The organism is Chloroherpetonaceae bacterium (assembly GCA_025056565.1).
GTDB lineage: Bacteria > Bacteroidota > Chlorobiia > Chlorobiales > Thermochlorobacteraceae > Thermochlorobacter.
The window spans coordinates 126613-143533 of record JANWWA010000004.1 but is presented as its reverse complement, the minus strand read 5'-3'; the positions used below and the strand labels follow the sequence as shown (position 1 = coordinate 143533).

19 protein-coding genes are annotated in these 16921 nt (G+C 49.8%); 6 read left to right on the top strand and 13 right to left on the bottom strand.

The annotated features are described in order from the left end of the window. Positions 1 to 29 precede the first annotated feature (29 nt). The 3 genes from NZM05_04870 to NZM05_04860 all read right to left on the bottom strand — a co-directional run bounded on the left by NZM05_04870 (position 30) and on the right by NZM05_04860 (position 2524). A complete protein-coding gene (locus NZM05_04870) occupies positions 30 to 722 on the bottom strand; it encodes a MogA/MoaB family molybdenum cofactor biosynthesis protein (GenBank protein MCS7012950.1) in 693 nt (230 codons plus the stop codon). Between the two features lie 100 nt (positions 723 to 822). Continuing rightward, on the bottom strand, positions 823 to 1698 hold the full coding sequence (gene hisG, locus NZM05_04865; protein MCS7012949.1) for an ATP phosphoribosyltransferase: 876 nt from the start codon (positions 1696 to 1698) through the stop codon (positions 823 to 825). Positions 1699 to 1729: 31 nt separating this feature from the next. Further along, on the bottom strand, positions 1730 to 2524 hold the full coding sequence (locus tag NZM05_04860) for a UDP-2,3-diacylglucosamine diphosphatase (GenBank protein ID MCS7012948.1): 795 nt from the start codon (positions 2522 to 2524) through the stop codon (positions 1730 to 1732). A 452-nt stretch (positions 2525 to 2976) separates the two neighbouring features. Between NZM05_04860 and metG the strand changes: the two genes are divergently transcribed. Beyond that, positions 2977 to 5088 carry a methionine--tRNA ligase gene (gene metG / locus NZM05_04855; protein ID MCS7012947.1) on the top strand — a complete coding sequence of 704 codons (2112 nt, stop codon included), beginning with the start codon at positions 2977 to 2979 and terminating at the stop codon, positions 5086 to 5088. An 11-nt stretch (positions 5089 to 5099) separates the two neighbouring features. On the opposite strand, the gene NZM05_04850 is transcribed toward metG, so the two are convergent. Genes NZM05_04850 through NZM05_04835 form a run of 4 tightly spaced genes read right to left on the bottom strand, consistent with a single transcriptional unit; the run spans position 5100 to position 8081 of the window. After that, positions 5100 to 5864 (bottom strand): ubiquinone/menaquinone biosynthesis methyltransferase, encoded by a 765-nt coding sequence (locus NZM05_04850; protein MCS7012946.1) that lies wholly within the window; start codon positions 5862 to 5864, stop codon positions 5100 to 5102. Further along, entirely contained in the window at positions 5821 to 6255 is a 435-nt protein-coding gene (gene hisI, locus NZM05_04845; protein MCS7012945.1) for a phosphoribosyl-AMP cyclohydrolase, read from the bottom strand. Before hisI ends, NZM05_04850 begins: the two co-directional genes overlap by 44 nt. A 28-nt stretch (positions 6256 to 6283) precedes the next feature. Then, on the bottom strand, positions 6284 to 7213 hold the full coding sequence (locus NZM05_04840; protein MCS7012944.1) for a hypothetical protein: 930 nt from the start codon (positions 7211 to 7213) through the stop codon (positions 6284 to 6286). Positions 7214 to 7226: 13 nt separating this feature from the next. Then, positions 7227 to 8081 carry a TIGR00282 family metallophosphoesterase gene (locus NZM05_04835; protein MCS7012943.1) on the bottom strand — a complete coding sequence of 285 codons (855 nt, stop codon included), beginning with the start codon at positions 8079 to 8081 and terminating at the stop codon, positions 7227 to 7229. A gap of 297 nt (positions 8082 to 8378) precedes the next feature. Here NZM05_04835 and hemE point away from each other — a divergent pair, with 297 nt between their 5' ends. The 5 genes from hemE to kdsB are packed head-to-tail and all read left to right on the top strand — an operon-like array spanning position 8379 to position 11611. Then, positions 8379 to 9464 carry a uroporphyrinogen decarboxylase gene (gene hemE / locus NZM05_04830; protein MCS7012942.1) on the top strand — a complete coding sequence of 362 codons (1086 nt, stop codon included), beginning with the start codon at positions 8379 to 8381 and terminating at the stop codon, positions 9462 to 9464. Positions 9465 to 9472: 8 nt separating this feature from the next. Further along, complete coding sequence (locus NZM05_04825) at positions 9473 to 9853, top strand: response regulator (protein MCS7012941.1); 381 nt, start codon at positions 9473 to 9475, stop codon at positions 9851 to 9853. A 26-nt stretch (positions 9854 to 9879) separates the two neighbouring features. Beyond that, the gene (rfbC, locus tag NZM05_04820; GenBank protein ID MCS7012940.1) at positions 9880 to 10407 is read left to right on the top strand and encodes a dTDP-4-dehydrorhamnose 3,5-epimerase; all 528 of its coding nucleotides are present in this window, start codon (positions 9880 to 9882) and stop codon (positions 10405 to 10407) included. Between the two features lie 14 nt (positions 10408 to 10421). Next, a complete protein-coding gene (gene dtd, locus NZM05_04815; GenBank protein MCS7012939.1) occupies positions 10422 to 10871 on the top strand; it encodes a D-aminoacyl-tRNA deacylase in 450 nt (149 codons plus the stop codon). Next, positions 10868 to 11611: a 3-deoxy-manno-octulosonate cytidylyltransferase gene (kdsB, locus tag NZM05_04810; protein ID MCS7012938.1), complete on the top strand. Its 744-nt coding sequence runs from the start codon at positions 10868 to 10870 to the stop codon at positions 11609 to 11611. Before dtd ends, kdsB begins: the two co-directional genes overlap by 4 nt. 292 nt (positions 11612 to 11903) lie before the next feature. Here kdsB and NZM05_04805 read toward each other — a convergent pair whose 3' ends face one another. The 6 genes from NZM05_04805 to trxB all read right to left on the bottom strand — a co-directional run bounded on the left by NZM05_04805 (position 11904) and on the right by trxB (position 16877). After that, positions 11904 to 12863, bottom strand: coding sequence for a zinc-binding dehydrogenase (locus tag NZM05_04805; protein MCS7012937.1), 960 nt, complete (start codon positions 12861 to 12863; stop codon positions 11904 to 11906). A gap of 186 nt (positions 12864 to 13049) precedes the next feature. Then, the gene (locus NZM05_04800) at positions 13050 to 13586 is read right to left on the bottom strand and encodes a peroxiredoxin (GenBank protein ID MCS7012936.1); all 537 of its coding nucleotides are present in this window, start codon (positions 13584 to 13586) and stop codon (positions 13050 to 13052) included. A 38-nt stretch (positions 13587 to 13624) separates the two neighbouring features. Further along, the gene (locus NZM05_04795) at positions 13625 to 14731 is read right to left on the bottom strand and encodes a hypothetical protein (protein MCS7012935.1); all 1107 of its coding nucleotides are present in this window, start codon (positions 14729 to 14731) and stop codon (positions 13625 to 13627) included. Between the two features lie 261 nt (positions 14732 to 14992). Next, a complete protein-coding gene (gene rnhA, locus NZM05_04790; protein MCS7012934.1) occupies positions 14993 to 15451 on the bottom strand; it encodes a ribonuclease HI in 459 nt (152 codons plus the stop codon). A 120-nt stretch (positions 15452 to 15571) separates the two neighbouring features. Beyond that, complete coding sequence (rpmB, locus tag NZM05_04785) at positions 15572 to 15796, bottom strand: 50S ribosomal protein L28 (protein MCS7012933.1); 225 nt, start codon at positions 15794 to 15796, stop codon at positions 15572 to 15574. Between the two features lie 115 nt (positions 15797 to 15911). Then, positions 15912 to 16877: a thioredoxin-disulfide reductase gene (gene trxB / locus NZM05_04780; GenBank protein MCS7012932.1), complete on the bottom strand. Its 966-nt coding sequence runs from the start codon at positions 16875 to 16877 to the stop codon at positions 15912 to 15914. Between the last annotated feature and the right edge of the window lie 44 nt (positions 16878 to 16921).

The window sequence follows — 16921 nt, the reverse complement described above, 5'->3', positions numbered from 1 at the left end:
TCGGTTTCGCCCAGAGCACTTGCAAATAGCTAATGCTTGGTTTGCTTGGTTTTAGCACCGCTGCTTGCGCTGCCTTTCTGGCCTGTTTGACTGATATGCCCGTGTGGCGTTGAGCCAACTCGTTTTAACGGCTTTTGCTGGCGCATCGTCTTAATGCAGTGCGGAATCGCAGGTAAAACCGATTCTACGGCTAACCGCGCATTTTCTGGATTGCCGGGCAGATTGATAATCACGGATTGGTTGCGAATTCCACTCACGCCACGTGACAGAATCAGATTCGGATTCTTATCACGATTAGCCAGGCGAATCACCTCTGAAAAGCCAATTACCTCACGGTGAATGACTGCAGCCGTTGCATCGGGCGTTACATCGCGTGCTGAACAGCCAGCCCCACCTGTTGTAACGACGACATCGACATGCTCCTTGTCGACACAGTTGATAATTTCATCGGCAATCGCCTTGATTTCGTCGGGCACAATTTTGGTAATTACCACCTCATATTGGTCTTTGGGGAAGGCTGCGGCCACTTTGGGTCCAGATTCGTCTTTGTAGATGCCTTGATAAGCTCTGTCGCTCACCGTAATCACTGCCACGCGAATAAGCCGCTCCTCAGCGGCGGAACGGGTATGTTTCACTTGCTCAGCCACGGTTGTCAAAAGTTTAGAACTAAGGACAAAACTTCGTTCCTGCAAGAACTTCGGATTCGGCGAGACTTTGTTCATTTTTGAAATATAGAACTTTTACCCAAAAGATTACAGCTTTTGTGCCGCTACGGTTTAGCGCGCCACGCGCTGGGCTTAGCGATGCGGCTCTGCGCAATGCTTAGTAAATCAGTTTGTTGATTTCATATTCAAAGATGCCCTCGGCACCTGCACGTTTCAGCTCCGGAATCAGCGTGCGCACCACCTTCTCCTCCACAATGATTTCCACAGCGACCCACTCTTCTGCCGAGAGTGGTGAAACCGTCGGGTTGCGCAGGGCGGGCAGCTTATGCACAAGCCCTTTCAAGTCCTCTCTTCGAATGTTGAACTTTAAGCCTACCTTGCCCATCGCATTGATGGCGCCTTGTAAGAGCATCGCAATGTTTTCAATTTTTTCGCGCTTCCACTTGTCGTTCCAAGACTTTTCATTTGCAATGAATTTCGTATTGGACTCCAACACCGTCTCCACAATGCGCAGCTTATTGGCGCGCAGCGATGTGCCTGTTTCTGTAACTTCTACAATTGCATCAGCAAGGTCGGGCGGCTTGACTTCCGTAGCACCCCAGCTATACTCCACATCGGCATTGACGCCGTGCCTTGCTAAGTAGGCTTTGGTGATATTGACGACCTCTGTAGCAATGCGCTTGCCTTCCAAATCCTTCACCGACTGAATGGGGGAATTCTCTGGCACAGCCAGCACCCAGCGCACAGGGCGCATAGAGGCTTTGGAATACACAAGGTCAGCCACCTCAATGACTTTCGCATTGGTTTCAATAATCCAGTCTTTGCCTGTCAGTCCGCAGTCAAATGCGCCTTGCTCGACATAGCGCGCCATCTCTTGCGCCCGAATCAAAATTGCAGAGAGTTCATCATCATCAATTGAGGGGAAGTAGGAGCGCTCACGCACAATGAAATGAAAGCCTGCTCTGGCAAATAAATCCAGCGTTGCGTCTTGCAAAGAACCTTTGGGCAAGCCCAGTTTAAGAATGTTTGGCATTTTGTGATGCGTTTTTTGATAGCTGAATAAGTTAGAGCGATTCCGTCAGCGTCTCTACTTGCTGCGACTCTGAAAAGAGCACCTCTTGCGTTTTGGCTTTCATCAGTCGCATCTCGATACCGTCAAACACAGCATATGTTGGTGTGCCACCAATCCACGTGCCACAGTTTACGTAATAGCTTTTCTGATTGCGTAATCGATGCAACTTGACGATGTGGCGATGTCCACAAACGAAGTAGTCAAACGGTATGCGCGATAGTTCTTCATTAGCAAACACGATTAGCCGCTCGTTTTCTCCATCATCTTTTTCAGTGTAGGAATGCTTGCGCGAGAGTTTGGAGAGAAATGCCATTAAGCCCACGCCGAAATCAGGGTGCAGCCAGCGAAACCAACTTAGGTTAAAATCGTTGCGCACGACGGCACGGAAAATCTTGTAGCCTGTGTCGCCTCTGCCTACCCCATCGCCATGCAAGATGTAGAAGCGTTTGCCGTCAATGTCGTGAAGCACTGCGCCGTAGTGCGTCTTGATGCCTATTTCCTCATCAAAATACTTGCCCAAGTAGAAGTCGTGATTGCCTGCGATATAATGCACTTCCACACCGCTTTGCACCAAGTCGTAGAGTGCCGCAAAAAATCGAAAATGTCCTTTGGGCACGACATGCTTGTATTCCATCCAGTAATCCAAAATGTCACCGACCATATAGAGTCGTTTGCCCTCTTGCCCTACTTCGCCGAGTAGCCTAAGCATCAAGTTCATTTTGGCTTCTTCAATGTGCCGCTCTTGCAAGCCAAAATGCACGTCGCTAAAAAAGTAAGTTTTCTTCATCGTTGTGAAATTGCATCAGTATGGTAACACCGCTATGCAGCGCCGCTAACAGTTAGAACAGTCTACTTGCATAGCAAGGTTGGAATCCTTATACGCAGTCATGTCGCATTTCTCAACTTGAATTTTGCTACCCAGCAGCTGAAGTGGCTGTAGCGCATGAGGGGCAACTTCCGCCTTGCTTTGGCTATGCTGTGCCCCGCTTGTGTGAAATGCGTATCTACAAAAATTCCGCATCATGGTAAACCTTTCAGGCGAGCGCTCAATTTCAAGTGTAAGCACTCTTCAGCTCTCTGTGCACGCTACACGCTTGTTCCTCTCCAATCTGCTACAGTCGCCACTCACCCCAGTGCAATTTAAGCCTCCTGCACACCTGCAAGGCTGTTTTCATCCATCAGCAAATTTGCATAAAGTCTGTATATTGATACTTCGGCTTTTTAACTCTTTTTTTGAGCATGTCTGCGAAGCGCTTTACACGAACACTGGTTACGACAGCTTTGCCTTATGCCAACGGCCCCCTGCATCTTGGACACTGTGCAGGCACTTTCATTCCAGCGGATATTTTCGTGCGCTACAAGCGCCTATGCGGCGAAGACATCATCCACATTGGCGGTTCTGATGAACATGGCGCAGCGATTACTATTGCGGCTGAAAAAGCTGGCACCACGCCCCAAGCCCTTGTCGATAAGTTTCACGCCTTGCAAAAGGAAGCCTTGCAAAAGCTTGGCATTTCGTTTGACAATTTCTCGCGCACATCTTTGCCCATTCACCACCAGACCACGCAGGAATTTTTCCTTGATATGGCAAGGAAAGGCATTTTCGTCAAAAAAGTCGAGAAGCAGTTTTATGATGAAGATGCCAAAATGTTTTTAGCCGATCGTTACATTGTGGGCACTTGCCCCGTCTGCAGACATCCTGAAGCAAATGGCGACCAGTGCGAAAACTGTGGCACTTATCTAACCCCAACAGAACTCATCAATCCCAAGAGCAAACTCACGGGCAAAACACCCATTTTGCGTGAAACGCTGCACTGGTATTTCCCGCTTGGTCGCTATCAGAAAGCCTTGGAAGCCTTCATCGACGAAAAAGAACGCTCTGGCGAGTGGCGGCAGAACGTTATTAACTACGCTCGAGCATGGCTTAAAGAAGGCTTGGGCGACCGCGCTATCACGCGTGATGTGAGCTGGGGTGTCAAAGTGCCGCTCGAGGAAAAAGATGCTGAAGGTAAGGTGATTTATGTGTGGTACGACGCCGTGCTTGGCTATATCTCTTCAACTAAAGAGTGGGCAGAAAAAATCGGTGAGCCTGACAAGTGGAAAGAATACTGGCTTCGGGACGACACGCGCCTTGTGCACTTCATTGGCAAAGACAATGTGGTCTTTCATGCCCTAATGTTCCCTGCGATGCTGATGGCTAAAAATGAAGGCAGCACGGAGAAGTATGTGTTGGTGGATAATGTCGTTGCGTCGGAGTTTATGAACATTGAGGGCAAAAAGTTTTCCAAGTCACGGGGCTATGCAGTCTACTTGCACGAATTCTTAGAAAAGTTTCCTGCCGATGCACTGCGCTACACGATTGCGATGAACTATCCTGAGACACACGACACAGATTTTAGCTGGAAAGATTTTCAGAATCGAACCAATGGTGAGTTAGCTGACACTTTAGGCAACTTCGTTAAACGCGCAGTGGACTTTTGCAACACACGCTTTGGTGGCACCGTCCCTGCTGAATGCACCCTGAGCGACTGGGAAGCACTGGGTTCAGACTTCATAGAGGCTTTCCGCAAAATTGACGAGGCTTATGAGGGTTTCCACATTCGGGACGCTGCATTTTACACGATGGAAATTGCCCGCCGTGCCAATCGTTACCTTGCAGAAACAGAGCCTTGGAAGACCTACAAAACCAATCCTGAAGCCTCTGCGAAGTCAATTGCCGTCTCGCTAAATCTCTGCTTCACCTTAGCGGTGCTCTTTGAGCCAATTTTGCCACATACATCGCAGAAGATTCTTCGAATGCTCGGCATAGACGGCAAAATTTGCTGGAATGATGCCAAAAAGCCCGCTCTCAAAGCAGGGCATAAACTTTCTGGCGAATCTGAAATCCTCTTTCGCAAAATTGATGACCGCGAAATTGAACCCGAACTCAAAAAGATTGACGACCTTATCAAGGCTGCCGAAGCTGCAGATGCAGAGAAGCTAGCTCAGCAAGTCGCACCTACCGATGGCTTTGCACCCATCAAGCCTCCTATCACAATTGAAGAGTTCGAAAAAATCGATTTGCGCATCGGCACAGTTGTCGCTGCTGAAAGAGTACCCAAAGCGGACAAGCTCCTTAGGCTCTCGGTCAAGATTGGCAGCAAGACATGCACCATTCTTTCAGGCATTGCTGAGCATTACAAGCCTGAGGAAATGCTTGGCAAGAACATCATCGTGGTTGCCAACCTTGCGCCACGCAAAATACGCGGCATTGAGTCGCAGGGAATGCTGCTTGCGGTGGAGGACGCAGATGGAAAGCTCTGCGTTGTAACTGTAGCGGGCGACAGCCTTAGCGGTAGACCTGTGAAGTAATGCCTAAGTCTCTATTTCTGAGCCAAATAGATTGCGGCGGTCTCAAAGCTCAAGGTGCGCCACAGCGCCTTGCGAAAGCGCACTTTGCCTAACTGCAACAAAAAGTCTTCGCCACTTGCAAAGGCTTCCACAGAGCAAGGTAGGTAGTAGTATGCATAATCCGATGGACTTAGGAGTGATGCAAGGCGCGGCAAAAGATGCTTAAAGTAAGCGCTGTAGATTCTGCGCAGCAGAGCACGACGCGGAAGCATCGGCTCAAGAAAGACAGCCACACCGTTCGGCTTCAGCACACGATAAATCTCGCTTAGCCCTCTTGACAGGTCGGCAAAATTGCGTGCGCCAAAGCCAATGGTTACAAGCTCGAAGGTTTCGCTCTCGAAAGGCAGGGCTTCGACAGCCGCTGCTTCAAAGCGAGCCGTCGGCACTTTGCGTTGTGCATAGCGCAGCATTTCCGCTGAGAGGTCAATGCCGACTACCGCCGTGCAAGCTGGTAAATCCTGCAGCAACTGTGCAAAATCACCAGTGCCCGTGGCTACATCTAAGGCTGAGAATGCTTGGCGTGGCGACAGCATCTGGTATGCCAGCTTCACTGCAGTTCGGCGCCAGTATTGGTCCAGTCCCAGACTTAGCGTGCGGTTGAGTAAGTCGTAGACAGGCGCAATTTCATCAAACATCTGCCGCACCGCTCGATGCGACTTCTGCTGCGCCAGCGCCTCCGCTTTCTGGACAGCGTTACGGCTCTGGTTTAGAGGCTGGCTTTTGTGCAACTTTTCCATATGTGGTTTCTGCGTCGAAGACAATTTGGTCACAAATCTCGAGTGCCCCATCTGGTGTCATTCGGCGGTAGAAGCACGACTCATAGCCCGTGTGACAAGCGCCGCCTTTCTGCATAACTTTGAGCACGATTGCATCACCATCACAATCCAGCAAAATCTCCTTGACCTCCTGCGTATTGCCTGATGTAGCGCCCTTGCGCCAAAGTTCTCGGCGACTGCGGCTCCAGTAACACGCCTTTTTCTCGGCAATCGTGATTTCCAAACTTTCGCGGTTCATATACGCCAGCATTAGGACTTTCCCCGTTACGGCGTCTTGTGCGATAACAGGCACCAGTCCATCTTTGTCAAACTTTACAGCAGAGAGAAAATCGTTTTTGTTTTGCTTTTGCATTGCTTGAAAAGATAAAGTTAAACGGTCGTTAATTGACACTTTTTTGCTTTCGCTTTTGCGATTGCTTGAAGGCTTGAATTGCCGCCTCCATTTTGGGGTCGCTCTGCACTTTGGGCGAAAGCGGTATGAGCGCGTTCTCCGCTTTGATCACCTCTTTTCCGTTCAAAATCAGCATCAAGCGACCGATATACTCGCCATCGTGTCCTGCCGACAGCACAAAGGTACTGCCGACTTTGGACGGCGTCTCAGTCAGAAATTCTTCCGAGTTGGTTATAATCACTGACAGTTGCGGAAAGCGCTCTGCCAACTTCTTCTCTAAGCCAATATCCTGCGTGCGTAAAAGTAGCACAGTGAGGTCAGGGGCTTCTTTACGGAGACTTTCCAGTGTGCGTTCTAATGCAGGCAAGGCAGGCTCAAGCCTTGCATCCATCTTGGCAGAGTCTTGTGCATTTGCAAAGGCACTTTCAGTCAGCACACCGATGAATGCAATGGAAACGCGCCTGATGCGTTTGATGCGATAGCGTGGCGCCAGTGTTGCTCCTTGCTTGTCGCTTAGGTTGGTAGAGACAACTGGCAGTGTTGAAAGGGTGACTTTTGCAAAGTCCAGTCCGTAGGTCAAATCATACTCGGCAAGATTGATGGCATCGTACTGCATTGCCGCAAGCAAATTCGCCACCAGTGCTGCTTCCTCTCTTGATTTTGGATAGGTAGAAAATTGATTGCCCGCGTCGACCAGCACTACCTTTTCACCAAAAGCGGCACGGGTTTGCATCACGAGCGTCATTCGCCGTGCCAGACCGCCCAAATTTTCTTTGGAGCACGGACATGCTTCCAAGTAGCCAAATGCACCGCCAGTATAGAGCAACACCAGTGTATCGAGCGATTGGGCAAGGAGGGGCGTCCAGCTCAGCCAGCACACCACTGTGCCTATTACGACCGCACTCTTTGTGCCCTGCATTGATGCATACCTTTCAAGCCGTTGAGGAATCAAGCTGCGGTTCTTTTTTGGCTGTGCTAAGCGGTGCGGTCTTAGGGAATTCTGGATAGATGATGCGCTCTAAGCGCACGCACTTGCCTGTCTCAGGGTCTAGCTGAATCAGCATGGCACAAAGCCGCACATCGTTGGTTGCGCACTCATACTTGTGAGGGGTTTGGTAAATGAACCGCTCAATCGCCGATTTCGTTACCATTCCGATAACGGAGTCATATGGACCTGTCATTCCAATGTCGGTGCAGTAGCCTGTGCCCTTCGGTAAGATGCGCTCATCCGCAGTCGGCACGTGCGAATGCGACCCCATCACCGCAGACACGCGCCCATCAAGATACCAGCCCATTGCCACTTTTTCTGCTGTTGCTTCGGCATGCATATCAACGATAATGTATTTGACGTCTTTCATCTTCTCCAGCGCCCAATCTGCTGTGCGAAATGGGCAATCAATTGTGTACATAAAAGTTCTGCCCTGTAAATTCAGCACGCCGATTTTACCTAATCCTTTGGGCAAGTCATAGATGCCCATCCCTGTGCCCCAAGTGCCCTTTGGGTAGTTCATCGGGCGTAGCACATGCGGGTCGCGCTTTAGAACTTCGTGAAACTTGAAGTTATCCCAAATGTGGTTGCCACCTGAGATGACGTTGACACCCGCAGAGCGCAGCTGATGGAGAATTTCAAGGCTCATTCCTTTGCCGTGGTAAGCATTTTCGCCATTGCAGATTGTAAAATGCACATCGTATTTCTGAATGTAGCTTTTGAGAAGCTTGACTACAATATCCACGCCGGGCTGCCCCACGACATCTGCCATAAAAAAGATGTTGATGGTCTTTGACATATCTTCATCCGTTTGCTTAGAGAAAAGCCGAATTTACAACAATCCCTTGCCCTTGCCAATCCGCCTTGCAAAAGCATTGCAAACCTTACAGTTGTAGCAAGGCTGCGGCATCAGGTTGCTTTGACTTTCTTTCCAATTCTCGCTGGAATTACCTATTGCAGCGAAGGGTTAGGGGCGCGGTCAGCATGGCGTGTTGTTCGCAACACATCCATCCTTTGAGCGGTCTGAATGCTCTGTTTCTTATGCTGTTTCTCATATCTTTGCTAACTTTCAAAACGACTGCATTTATCCCGAGCGATGATAAAAAACGATTTAGTTATTCGTTCCTTACAGCGCAAACCCGTTCCACGCACACCAATTTGGATTATGCGTCAGGCTGGGCGCTACTTGCCTGAATACCGTGAAGTGCGCAAGAAGACCGATTTCCTGACGCTTTGCAAAACCCCTGAACTGGCAGCGGAAGTAACTATTCAGCCAGTTGAGATTCTGCAAGTTGATGCGGCGATTATTTTTTCGGACATTCTGGTTGTGCCTGAGGCGATGGGCTTGCCACTGGAAATGCAGGAATCGCAGGGACCGCAGTTTGCCACGCCTGTTCGCACGCGCTACGAGATTGAAAAACTGGTTGTGCCTGATGTCTCTTGCGCACTTCGTTTTGTGGAAGATGCGATTCGCCTTACGAAGCGTGAGCTACAGGGACGCGTGCCTATTATTGGCTTTTCAGGCTCTGCTTGGACGCTTTTCGTGTATGTAGTCGAAGGGCGCGGCAACAAGGACTTCAAGGCCGCCAAGCAAATGATATATGCCAGTCCCGATGATGCACACGCTTTGCTGTGTAAGCTCAACAAAGTGCTGACGGACTACCTGCTTTTGCAAATTGAAGCAGGTGCCGACATTGTGCAAATTTTTGATACCTGGGCGTCGCTCCTCAGTGAAGAAGCCTTCAAGACCTTTTCGCTGCCATACCTTCATGAGGCAGTTCAGACTGTCAAGATGAAGCACCCGAATGTGCCCGTTATCGTCTTTGCAAAGGGTGCTAACACACTTCTCAGCGAGATTGTCAGTACAGGCTGCGATGCAATCGGGCTAGACTGGACCATCGACATTGGTAAGGCACGCTGGCAACTTTCTGACCGCGTGGCTTTGCAAGGCAACTTAGACCCTACGGTGCTTTATGCACCACCTGACATTATCCGTCAAGAAGCAGCTAAAATTCTGCAAAAGTTTGGCGACCACAGCGATACATCTGGGCACGTCTTTAACTTAGGGCACGGCATCTTGCCTGACATTGACCCTGCACACCTTCGCGCCTTGATTGACTTTGTCAAGAGCGAGAGCGTTCAGTATCACCGGAATGCTCAGTTTATCTCAAACGCAAACTAAGCAACCTAATGCTGGTCGTAGTCGACGATAACGAAGAGATTTTGCACCCTTTGGCGGAGTTTCTCTCTGACATTCAAGTTACGCGGGCTTTTAGCAAGCCAGAAGAGGCACTGGCATTTGTGGAGATGAATCGTGGCTTAGTGGAAGTTGCAATTGTGGATTACGCCATGCCGACAATGAACGGTGAGCAAGTGGCTCGTGAGATTCACCGCATAGACCCGAATATCCTTATCATTATGATGTCGGGCTATGTTGACTTCGAGCGCATTGAGCCTCTGCTCAAAGAGCGGCTCATCTATCAATTTTTTACCAAGCCAGTGGATTTTGAACGCTTGGCGCGTAGCGTGGATACAGCTGTAAAACTTTATCTCCGAAGGCAAGCTCTCTAAAAGCCGTGCGCTGCACTCACACGCCATTGTCTGGACTTTACATCATAGAGCCGCGCGTCTTTGAAGATGTGCGAGGCTTTTTTTTCGAGAGCTATAATGCACGTCTCTTTGCAGAGTTTGGCATTACTGCTACCTTCGTGCAGGATAATGTCAGTCGCTCTAAGAAGGGTGTGATACGCGGCTTGCACTACCAGCTTCAACCGATGGCTCAAGGCAAACTGGTGCGCGTCTCACAAGGCGTAGTCTTCGATGTGGTGGTGGATATTCGCCGCCAGTCACCCACATTTGGCAAGTGGTTTGGCACCCTGCTCTCCGAAGAAAACAAAAAAATGCTCTGGATTCCACCCGGCTTTGCACACGGTTTTCTTACACTTTCAGATATTGCTGACTTTCACTACAAGGTTACCAACTTCTACTCACCGGAGCATGAGCGCACCTTGCGATACGACGACCCTATGGTGGGGATTGAATGGCCGAAGCTAGATATTCCTTACTGCCTCTCTGAAAAAGACCGAAGCGGACAGACATTTCAAGATTTGGAAACCAATTTCTAAGGTGCTCACCGATTATGCGTGCATTGATTCAGCGCGTGCGCTATGCCTCTGTAGCCGTTGAGGATAAGGTAGTCGGTGAAATTGGGCAGGGCGTTTTGGTCTTTTTAGGCATTGCGCATCACGATACAGAAAAAGAGGCGGAGTATCTGGCTAGAAAAGTGCTTGCGCTACGCATCTTTGAAGATACCGAGGGCAAAATGAATCGCTCGGTTACAGATGTGCAGGGCGGGGTATTGGTTGTCTCGCAGTTCACACTCTATGCTGACACGCGCAAAGGCAACCGCCCGAGTTTTACTAATGCAGCGTTGCCCGAGCATGCTGAGCGCCTCTATGAGCACTTTCTTGCCGCCTTGCGCGCTGGCTCTTCGCTCAACATTCAGAGCGGACAATTTAGAGCCACTATGGCGGTCAGTCTCCTTAACGACGGTCCTGTAACCATCTTGCTAGACACCTCTCCACAATGAGCCAAAAGCCACATGTTGCCATCGTGATTCCTGCGCGACTTTGCTCCACACGCTTGCCTGAAAAAATGCTGGCTGACCTTGCAGGCAAGCCGCTGGTTGTGCACACCTACCAGCAAGCGCTGAAGGCAAAGCTGGCTGACGAAGTTGTCATCGCTACAGACGACCGCAAGATTACAGATGCCGTTCTACCTTTTGGCTGCAAAGTGATTCTATCGCCAAAGACGCTCAAAACTGGCTCTGACCGTGTGGCATTTGTGGCAAAGTCGCTACGCGCTGATGTGATTGTCAATCTTCAAGGTGATGAACCGTTGATTCACCCGAAAATGATTGACCAAGCGATTGCGCCGCTATTGCAGAAACACTCGCCAGCATGTGCGACACTCATCAAGCCTTTCCAAGAGCATGCCTTGCTTTCAAATCCCAGTGTGGTCAAAGTGGTGGTAGATAGACATGGGTTTGCGCTTTATTTCTCGCGCAGTGCGATTCCATATCACCGTCACCAATCTGAGAGACCTATCTACTACAAGCACATTGGCATTTATGCCTACCAGCGAGAGACGCTCCTTGCCTTTCGCCGCTTACGACCCTCGCCACTTGAAAAATTGGAGGGACTTGAACAGCTGCGACTCTTAGAGAACGGGTATCGAATTTATTGCGTGCGCACCACAATGGAGAGCCAAGCTGTTGATACGCCTGAGGACTTAGAGGCTGTGCGTCAGCACTTGCAGCAGAAACTGTGACAATTTTTTTATGAACGCATTTGTTTTATCCAGCCCTTTTTTAATTTAGGGCACGCACATTTCGTTTCGCGCTCTTTCAAAGCGACGAAGCAACTATGACAACGAGAAGTGAATCCAATCATAAATCGGCTGCGGCATCTGGCTGCCCAGTCGTGAAGCACGGCAAACCTTTGCTTGCCAATTGGGCCATAAAAAGCATTGATTTTTGAAGTGCTTCCTCGAGAAAGAGAAATGGGAGAGCCTCGGCATTATGCTGAGGCTTTTTTGTTGGCTGCGCTGGGTGAGGGTTGCGTTACGGCACGAGAATAATTTTGCCGTAACTTTGGCGTGACTCCAACAGTTCGTGGGCTTTCATTGCTTCAGAAAGTGGGAAGCAATGCCCAATCTCGACTTTCCATTTGCCTTCTTTGCGCCACTGCAGCAGCAAATTATAGGTTTGCTGATAATGTTCTGGGTCAGCTGTGATAGAGCGCATTGAAAAGCCAATCAGATGTGCGGAGCGATAGACCAGTGAGTAGGGGTCAAACGCTGGTGGCATTCCATCGCTATTGCCGTAGAGCACAATCTTGCCCCGCATGGCAAGTAGCTCAATGTTTTGTGGGAAGTGTGCTCCTGCTTTGCCGTCGAGGATGACTTGTACCCCGTCTGGTGCATATCGGCGAATTGCTTCTCTCAGTGACTCTTGTGTAGAGTTAATGGTAAAATCTGCACCCAATTTAGCGACGCGCTGCAGCTTGTGGTCTGCACTGGCTTCAGCAATGACCGTGCATCCAAAGAGCTTAGCCAGCTGCACCAATGCGGTGCCCGTTGCCCCGCCTGCCGAGTAAATCAAAACCGTATCACCTGCTTGAACTTGCGCTGCTGTCTTGAGAAGGTGATAGGCAGTTTGAAACGCTACTGGAAAGCCTGCACCTTCTTCAAAACTCATATAGAGCGGCAGGCGAAAGACACTAAACTCTGGCATCACGACGCGCTCTGCATAGCCGCCCCCGTAGTGGGAGACGCCGAACACCCTATCGCCGATGGCAAAGCGATGGGCATCGCGCCCTGTGCGTCGCACGATGCCTGCTACTTCGTAGCCGAAACCCGGCATTGGAATATCAGGCTGCGGCGTATAACCTTTGCGCACTTTGATGTCGGCAAAGTTTACGCCGACTGCCTTCACTTCAATTTCAACTTCATCATCGTGTAGCTCAGGCGGCGGCGCTTCTACCAGCTCCAGCCGCCCATTCGAGATAATGACTTTCTTCATCGCATCACACAGTGCCCTATGATGATTGGAGCAACTTAGAGAGAGTATGGTCAGGCAAGAAAACACTTAGCAGACTTGACCTAGTGCCTGCTTTCGCCTCGACAAAGTGGGAAACATGCAGTGGAGAATTGCTCTCGCCACCAGAGTTTGCTACGATAGTCGCCGTGCAGTAAATAGTAAGTGAAGCTAAATGGTCTTTGCCACTTCTAAGACTTCTTTCGCATGCACTTCAGGCTGCACGTCTCTAAAAATCTTTTTAATTACGCCGCCCTTACCAATGAGAAAGGTTACGCGTTGTGCAAAGCCTAATGCACCTAGCACACCATACTTTTTGCACACTTCTTTCGTCTCGTCAGCCAGCAGCGTGAAGTTCAAATTTTGCTTTTGCTTAAAGGCTTGATGAGACGCCACATTATCCACACTGATGCCAAAGACTTCAATGTCTGCTGCTTTAAACTCTGCATAGACATCACGAAATGCGCAAGCTTCTTTGGTGCAGCCCGGCGTTTCATCTTTTGGGTAGAAAAACAGCACGACCGTTTTATCCCTGTAGTCAGATAGTTTGATTGTGCGTCCATCGTCAGCCTTCAGCTCAAAGTCTGGCGCAAGGTCTCCAGCCTTAAGTGCCGTTTCATTGGACTTTGCAGCGCAGGCAGCCAGCGTCAGCGCAAAAAGTAGCACCAGCACGGTGCGAACCAGAGAAAATGTATTTTGGTTCTTCATATCTCTGCAAGTGGCTTAAAGTTGGTTGAAAGTTGATGTTACTGCGGTTTATGCAAAAGCTCTTCCAGCATAGATTTTGAGAGCGTTGTGCGAAACATGAGCGCCTCCAGATTTTGCTTAAAATCAATCGTGCCGATGAGCTTTTTGACCCTCTCGCTTTGTCGTTGGCTGAAATTTTTGGTAACCCATAGCGTGATACCGATTAGTCCGCCTGCAAAAAATGCGGCTGCACGGTTCTCGTAAATCCATTCGGACTGCCCTTCAATGCCATCGGTCAGCTTCAGCGATAGCACCAGCTGACGAATGTTTCGAATGTTGCCCATTGCTTGCATACCTTGATTGCCAGAAGTTAAGCCGCGCATTGCCCCAAACGCCCAGCGTGCCGAACCCAAAGCAACCCAGAAATGCGACTTATATTGCACGCGCTCTAAGAGCGGGGTCATTGTAGAATCCGTTGCCCAGAAATTAGTTTGCGGTTGCAAATAGTTAGCGATAGCGTCTGCATGGCTAGCTAACGCCACTTCAGAGTCAGATACACGGCTATACCACAAAGAAGGCTCGAGTTGATAGGCTTTCTTGCCACCCGATACAAGGCTATCCATTGCGCGCTGTGAAAGCTGTGCGAATTGAGCTTTCCCAAAGCGCCCCATCAACACGGCAAGAAAGGTGTTTTCCATACCATGCCGATTGACTTCGGCATAAAGTGCTGTATCCACGTCCTGTGCCACATCAATCCGCGCTGCTCTGGCAAAGCGGCCAAAGGCAGTGCTGGTATCGGCAAACCAGTTTGTTTTAAGCGAATCAGGCACGAATGTGTGCCAAAACTCAGAGGCACGAATTTCTTTCAAGCCCACATAAACTAACACATTCGCATTGAGCGGCAAACCCGATAGGCGCTCACGAATTGACGCTGGCAGTGGCTCTGCAGGCGGACGCTCACGCGGCAAATTCGCTAGCAGTGCTGCATATCCAAACAGAGATGAGACCAATATCACAAATATCAGTGCACCGATACCGCGCCCCTTTTTGGGAAACATTCCCGCCATCGGGTCGCTGCTGACTTCCAGTGGATTAAGCGCAGGCTCAGGGGGATTGGCTTCATCAGAAGAAGGTGATGATGGCGATTTTTCAATGTTATCTGGCATACTTTTACTCCTCTCTCACTGCATTCAGCTTGAGCAAGCGTCCACACTTTGCTCAACGCACCATCAAGATACACAAAACACCGCAATGTTCGTTCGGCACGCTCATTGCAGTAGGCAAACTTGTAGCATGAGTTTCGCAATGCTAGACTGCAACCTATGCAAATTTGCCGATTCTGACGACAGAATTTCCCTCTCCAAGCGTGGCGCCTTACAAGCATTGCGACAAAAGGAGTTGGCTGCTCGAGTTTTGCATACAGTATGTCAGTCTTGATGTGCATAGTGGTTAGCAATCGCTTGTGTGGCTAAGAAGTCGCAGCGGTTGTTCAGTGCATTGTCGCTGTGTCCCTTTACCTTGTGGAAACGCACGGTGTGCTTGGCTGTCAGATCAGCTAACCGTTGCCACAGGTCTTGGTTCAGCACAGGCTTTTTTTGAGTCGTTTTCCAGCCGTTTTTTTGCCACACACTTAGCCAACCTTGATTGAATGCATTCACAAGATAGGCCGAGTCGCTGTAGAGATCGACCGTGCAAGGTTCTTTGAGAGCTTCCAGCGCTTTAACTGCGGAGAGCAGTTCCATGCGGTTGTTGGTGGTGTGTGCTTCAAAGCCAGACAGCTCTTTTGTGGTGTTGCCGTAGAGGAGAATAGCTGCCCAGCCTCCCTTGCCCGGATTACCGCTGCAGGCACCATCGGTGTATATTGTTACTTGCTTTCGTTTAGGCATACCTGCGGCATAGCGAATCACTACATCCTGCTTCACAAGATAGCGTTCAGCAGTCACTTTGCCTGCTCTTTACGCACCACAACTTGCTCAGGCGTCGGTCAGGCACGCTTTGGTAGAGAGTTAGCGCGCTTTCAGGACTCTGGCCAACTCAGCCGTGCCTTTCTTGGCGATTGTGCGCAGCGCTTTTGCTGAAAGGCGCACACGCACCCAACGCTTTTCTTCTTCGAGCCAAATACGCTTTTCATGCAAGTTTGGCTCAAAGCGTGTGCGACGGTGATTGTTCGCATGCGATACGGCGTTTCCATACACGGGCTTTTTGCCAGTGAGTGCACAAACTTTTGCCATACTGTTCCGTGATTTTTCCGAAAAGAGCTGCAAATATAGCGTTTTTCGCTCGCTACGCAAAGAAATGGTAACCATGCTCACTAAGCGATTCCTTGCGGGACTTTTCACCTGCGACTTAGGGTGCAACCTTCTGTGCCAGCTCCGATTTTCTGCGCTCCAGAAACCGTTCTGCATCTATGGCAGCCATACAGCCTGTGCCCGCTGCTGTTATGGCTTGTCGATACTGACTATCTTGTACATCACCGCAGGCAAAAACGCCCTCAACGCTGGTTTCCATCGTAGACTTCTTGGTGATGATATAGCCTTGCGGGTCAAGTGCCAGTTGTCCGACAAATAGCTTGGTATTCGGTTCGTGCCCAATTGCGACAAATAAGCCATCGGCTGGTACTTCTACGCGCTCACCTGTTTTGAGGTAGTGCAGCCGAAGCCCAGTGAGCACTTTGCCATCGCCCAAGATGTCCTCGACCACAACGCTTGTGATGAATTTGATTTTGGGATTTCGGCGGGCACGGTCTAGCATAATTTTGGATGCTCGAAATTCATCACGGCGATGCAGAATTGTTACGCTTGCCGCATATTTGGTGAGAAATAGGGCTTCTTCCATTGCTGAATCGCCACCACCCACCACAAAGACATTTTTGCCCTTGAAGAAAAAGCCATCACATGTGGCGCATGCAGAGACGCCATAGCCCATATACTTGCGCTCGCTTTCCAAGCCTAAGAGCTTTGCGCGTGCGCCTGCAGCGATGATAAGCGTCTCTGCCAGAACAGTTTTCTTGTCATCAACTGTAAGTTTGAATGGGCGTTCTGACAAATCGACAGCCGTTACCTCACCGTAAAGAAATTCTGTGCCAAAGCGCTTTGCTTGCTCACGCATTTCGTCCATCAGTTGCGGCCCCATTATGCCGCGCGCAAAGCCGGGGTAGTTTTCAACCTCAGTAGTTGTCATCAGCTGACCGCCGGGTTGCACACCATCAATCACCAAGGGGTGCAACATGGCGCGTGCAGCGTAAATTGCCGCAGTCAAGCCTGCTGGGCCTGAACCTATGATGACGACCTCGTAATGTGTGTGCTCGGACATTACTTTCTCCTTTCTCACATGACCCTCAGTTTCGTGGCTTAGCT

Bases quoted from the DNA above. Each gene is read 5' to 3' on its own strand.
- dtd (MCS7012939.1), top strand. From the start codon at position 10,422: ATGCGTGCATTGATTCAGCGCGTGCGCTATGCCTCTGTAGCCGTTGAG.
- NZM05_04850 (MCS7012946.1), bottom strand. From the start codon at position 5,864: ATGGAAAAGTTGCACAAAAGCCAGCCTCTAAACCAGAGCCGTAACGCT.
- metG (MCS7012947.1), top strand. From the start codon at position 2,977: ATGTCTGCGAAGCGCTTTACACGAACACTGGTTACGACAGCTTTGCCT.
- rnhA (MCS7012934.1), bottom strand. From the start codon at position 15,451: ATGCCTAAACGAAAGCAAGTAACAATATACACCGATGGTGCCTGCAGC.
- NZM05_04805 (MCS7012937.1), bottom strand. From the start codon at position 12,863: ATGAAGAAAGTCATTATCTCGAATGGGCGGCTGGAGCTGGTAGAAGCG.
- hemE (MCS7012942.1), top strand. From the start codon at position 8,379: ATGATAAAAAACGATTTAGTTATTCGTTCCTTACAGCGCAAACCCGTT.
- NZM05_04800 (MCS7012936.1), bottom strand. From the start codon at position 13,586: ATGAAGAACCAAAATACATTTTCTCTGGTTCGCACCGTGCTGGTGCTA.
- kdsB (MCS7012938.1), top strand. From the start codon at position 10,868: ATGAGCCAAAAGCCACATGTTGCCATCGTGATTCCTGCGCGACTTTGC.
- hisI (MCS7012945.1), bottom strand. From the start codon at position 6,255: ATGCAAAAGCAAAACAAAAACGATTTTCTCTCTGCTGTAAAGTTTGAC.
- NZM05_04795 (MCS7012935.1), bottom strand. From the start codon at position 14,731: ATGCCAGATAACATTGAAAAATCGCCATCATCACCTTCTTCTGATGAA.
- NZM05_04860 (MCS7012948.1), bottom strand. From the start codon at position 2,524: ATGAAGAAAACTTACTTTTTTAGCGACGTGCATTTTGGCTTGCAAGAG.
- NZM05_04870 (MCS7012950.1), bottom strand. From the start codon at position 722: ATGAACAAAGTCTCGCCGAATCCGAAGTTCTTGCAGGAACGAAGTTTT.
- rpmB (MCS7012933.1), bottom strand. From the start codon at position 15,796: ATGGCAAAAGTTTGTGCACTCACTGGCAAAAAGCCCGTGTATGGAAAC.
- NZM05_04840 (MCS7012944.1), bottom strand. From the start codon at position 7,213: ATGCAGGGCACAAAGAGTGCGGTCGTAATAGGCACAGTGGTGTGCTGG.
- trxB (MCS7012932.1), bottom strand. From the start codon at position 16,877: ATGTCCGAGCACACACATTACGAGGTCGTCATCATAGGTTCAGGCCCA.
- NZM05_04825 (MCS7012941.1), top strand. From the start codon at position 9,473: ATGCTGGTCGTAGTCGACGATAACGAAGAGATTTTGCACCCTTTGGCG.
- hisG (MCS7012949.1), bottom strand. From the start codon at position 1,698: ATGCCAAACATTCTTAAACTGGGCTTGCCCAAAGGTTCTTTGCAAGAC.
- NZM05_04835 (MCS7012943.1), bottom strand. From the start codon at position 8,081: ATGTCAAAGACCATCAACATCTTTTTTATGGCAGATGTCGTGGGGCAG.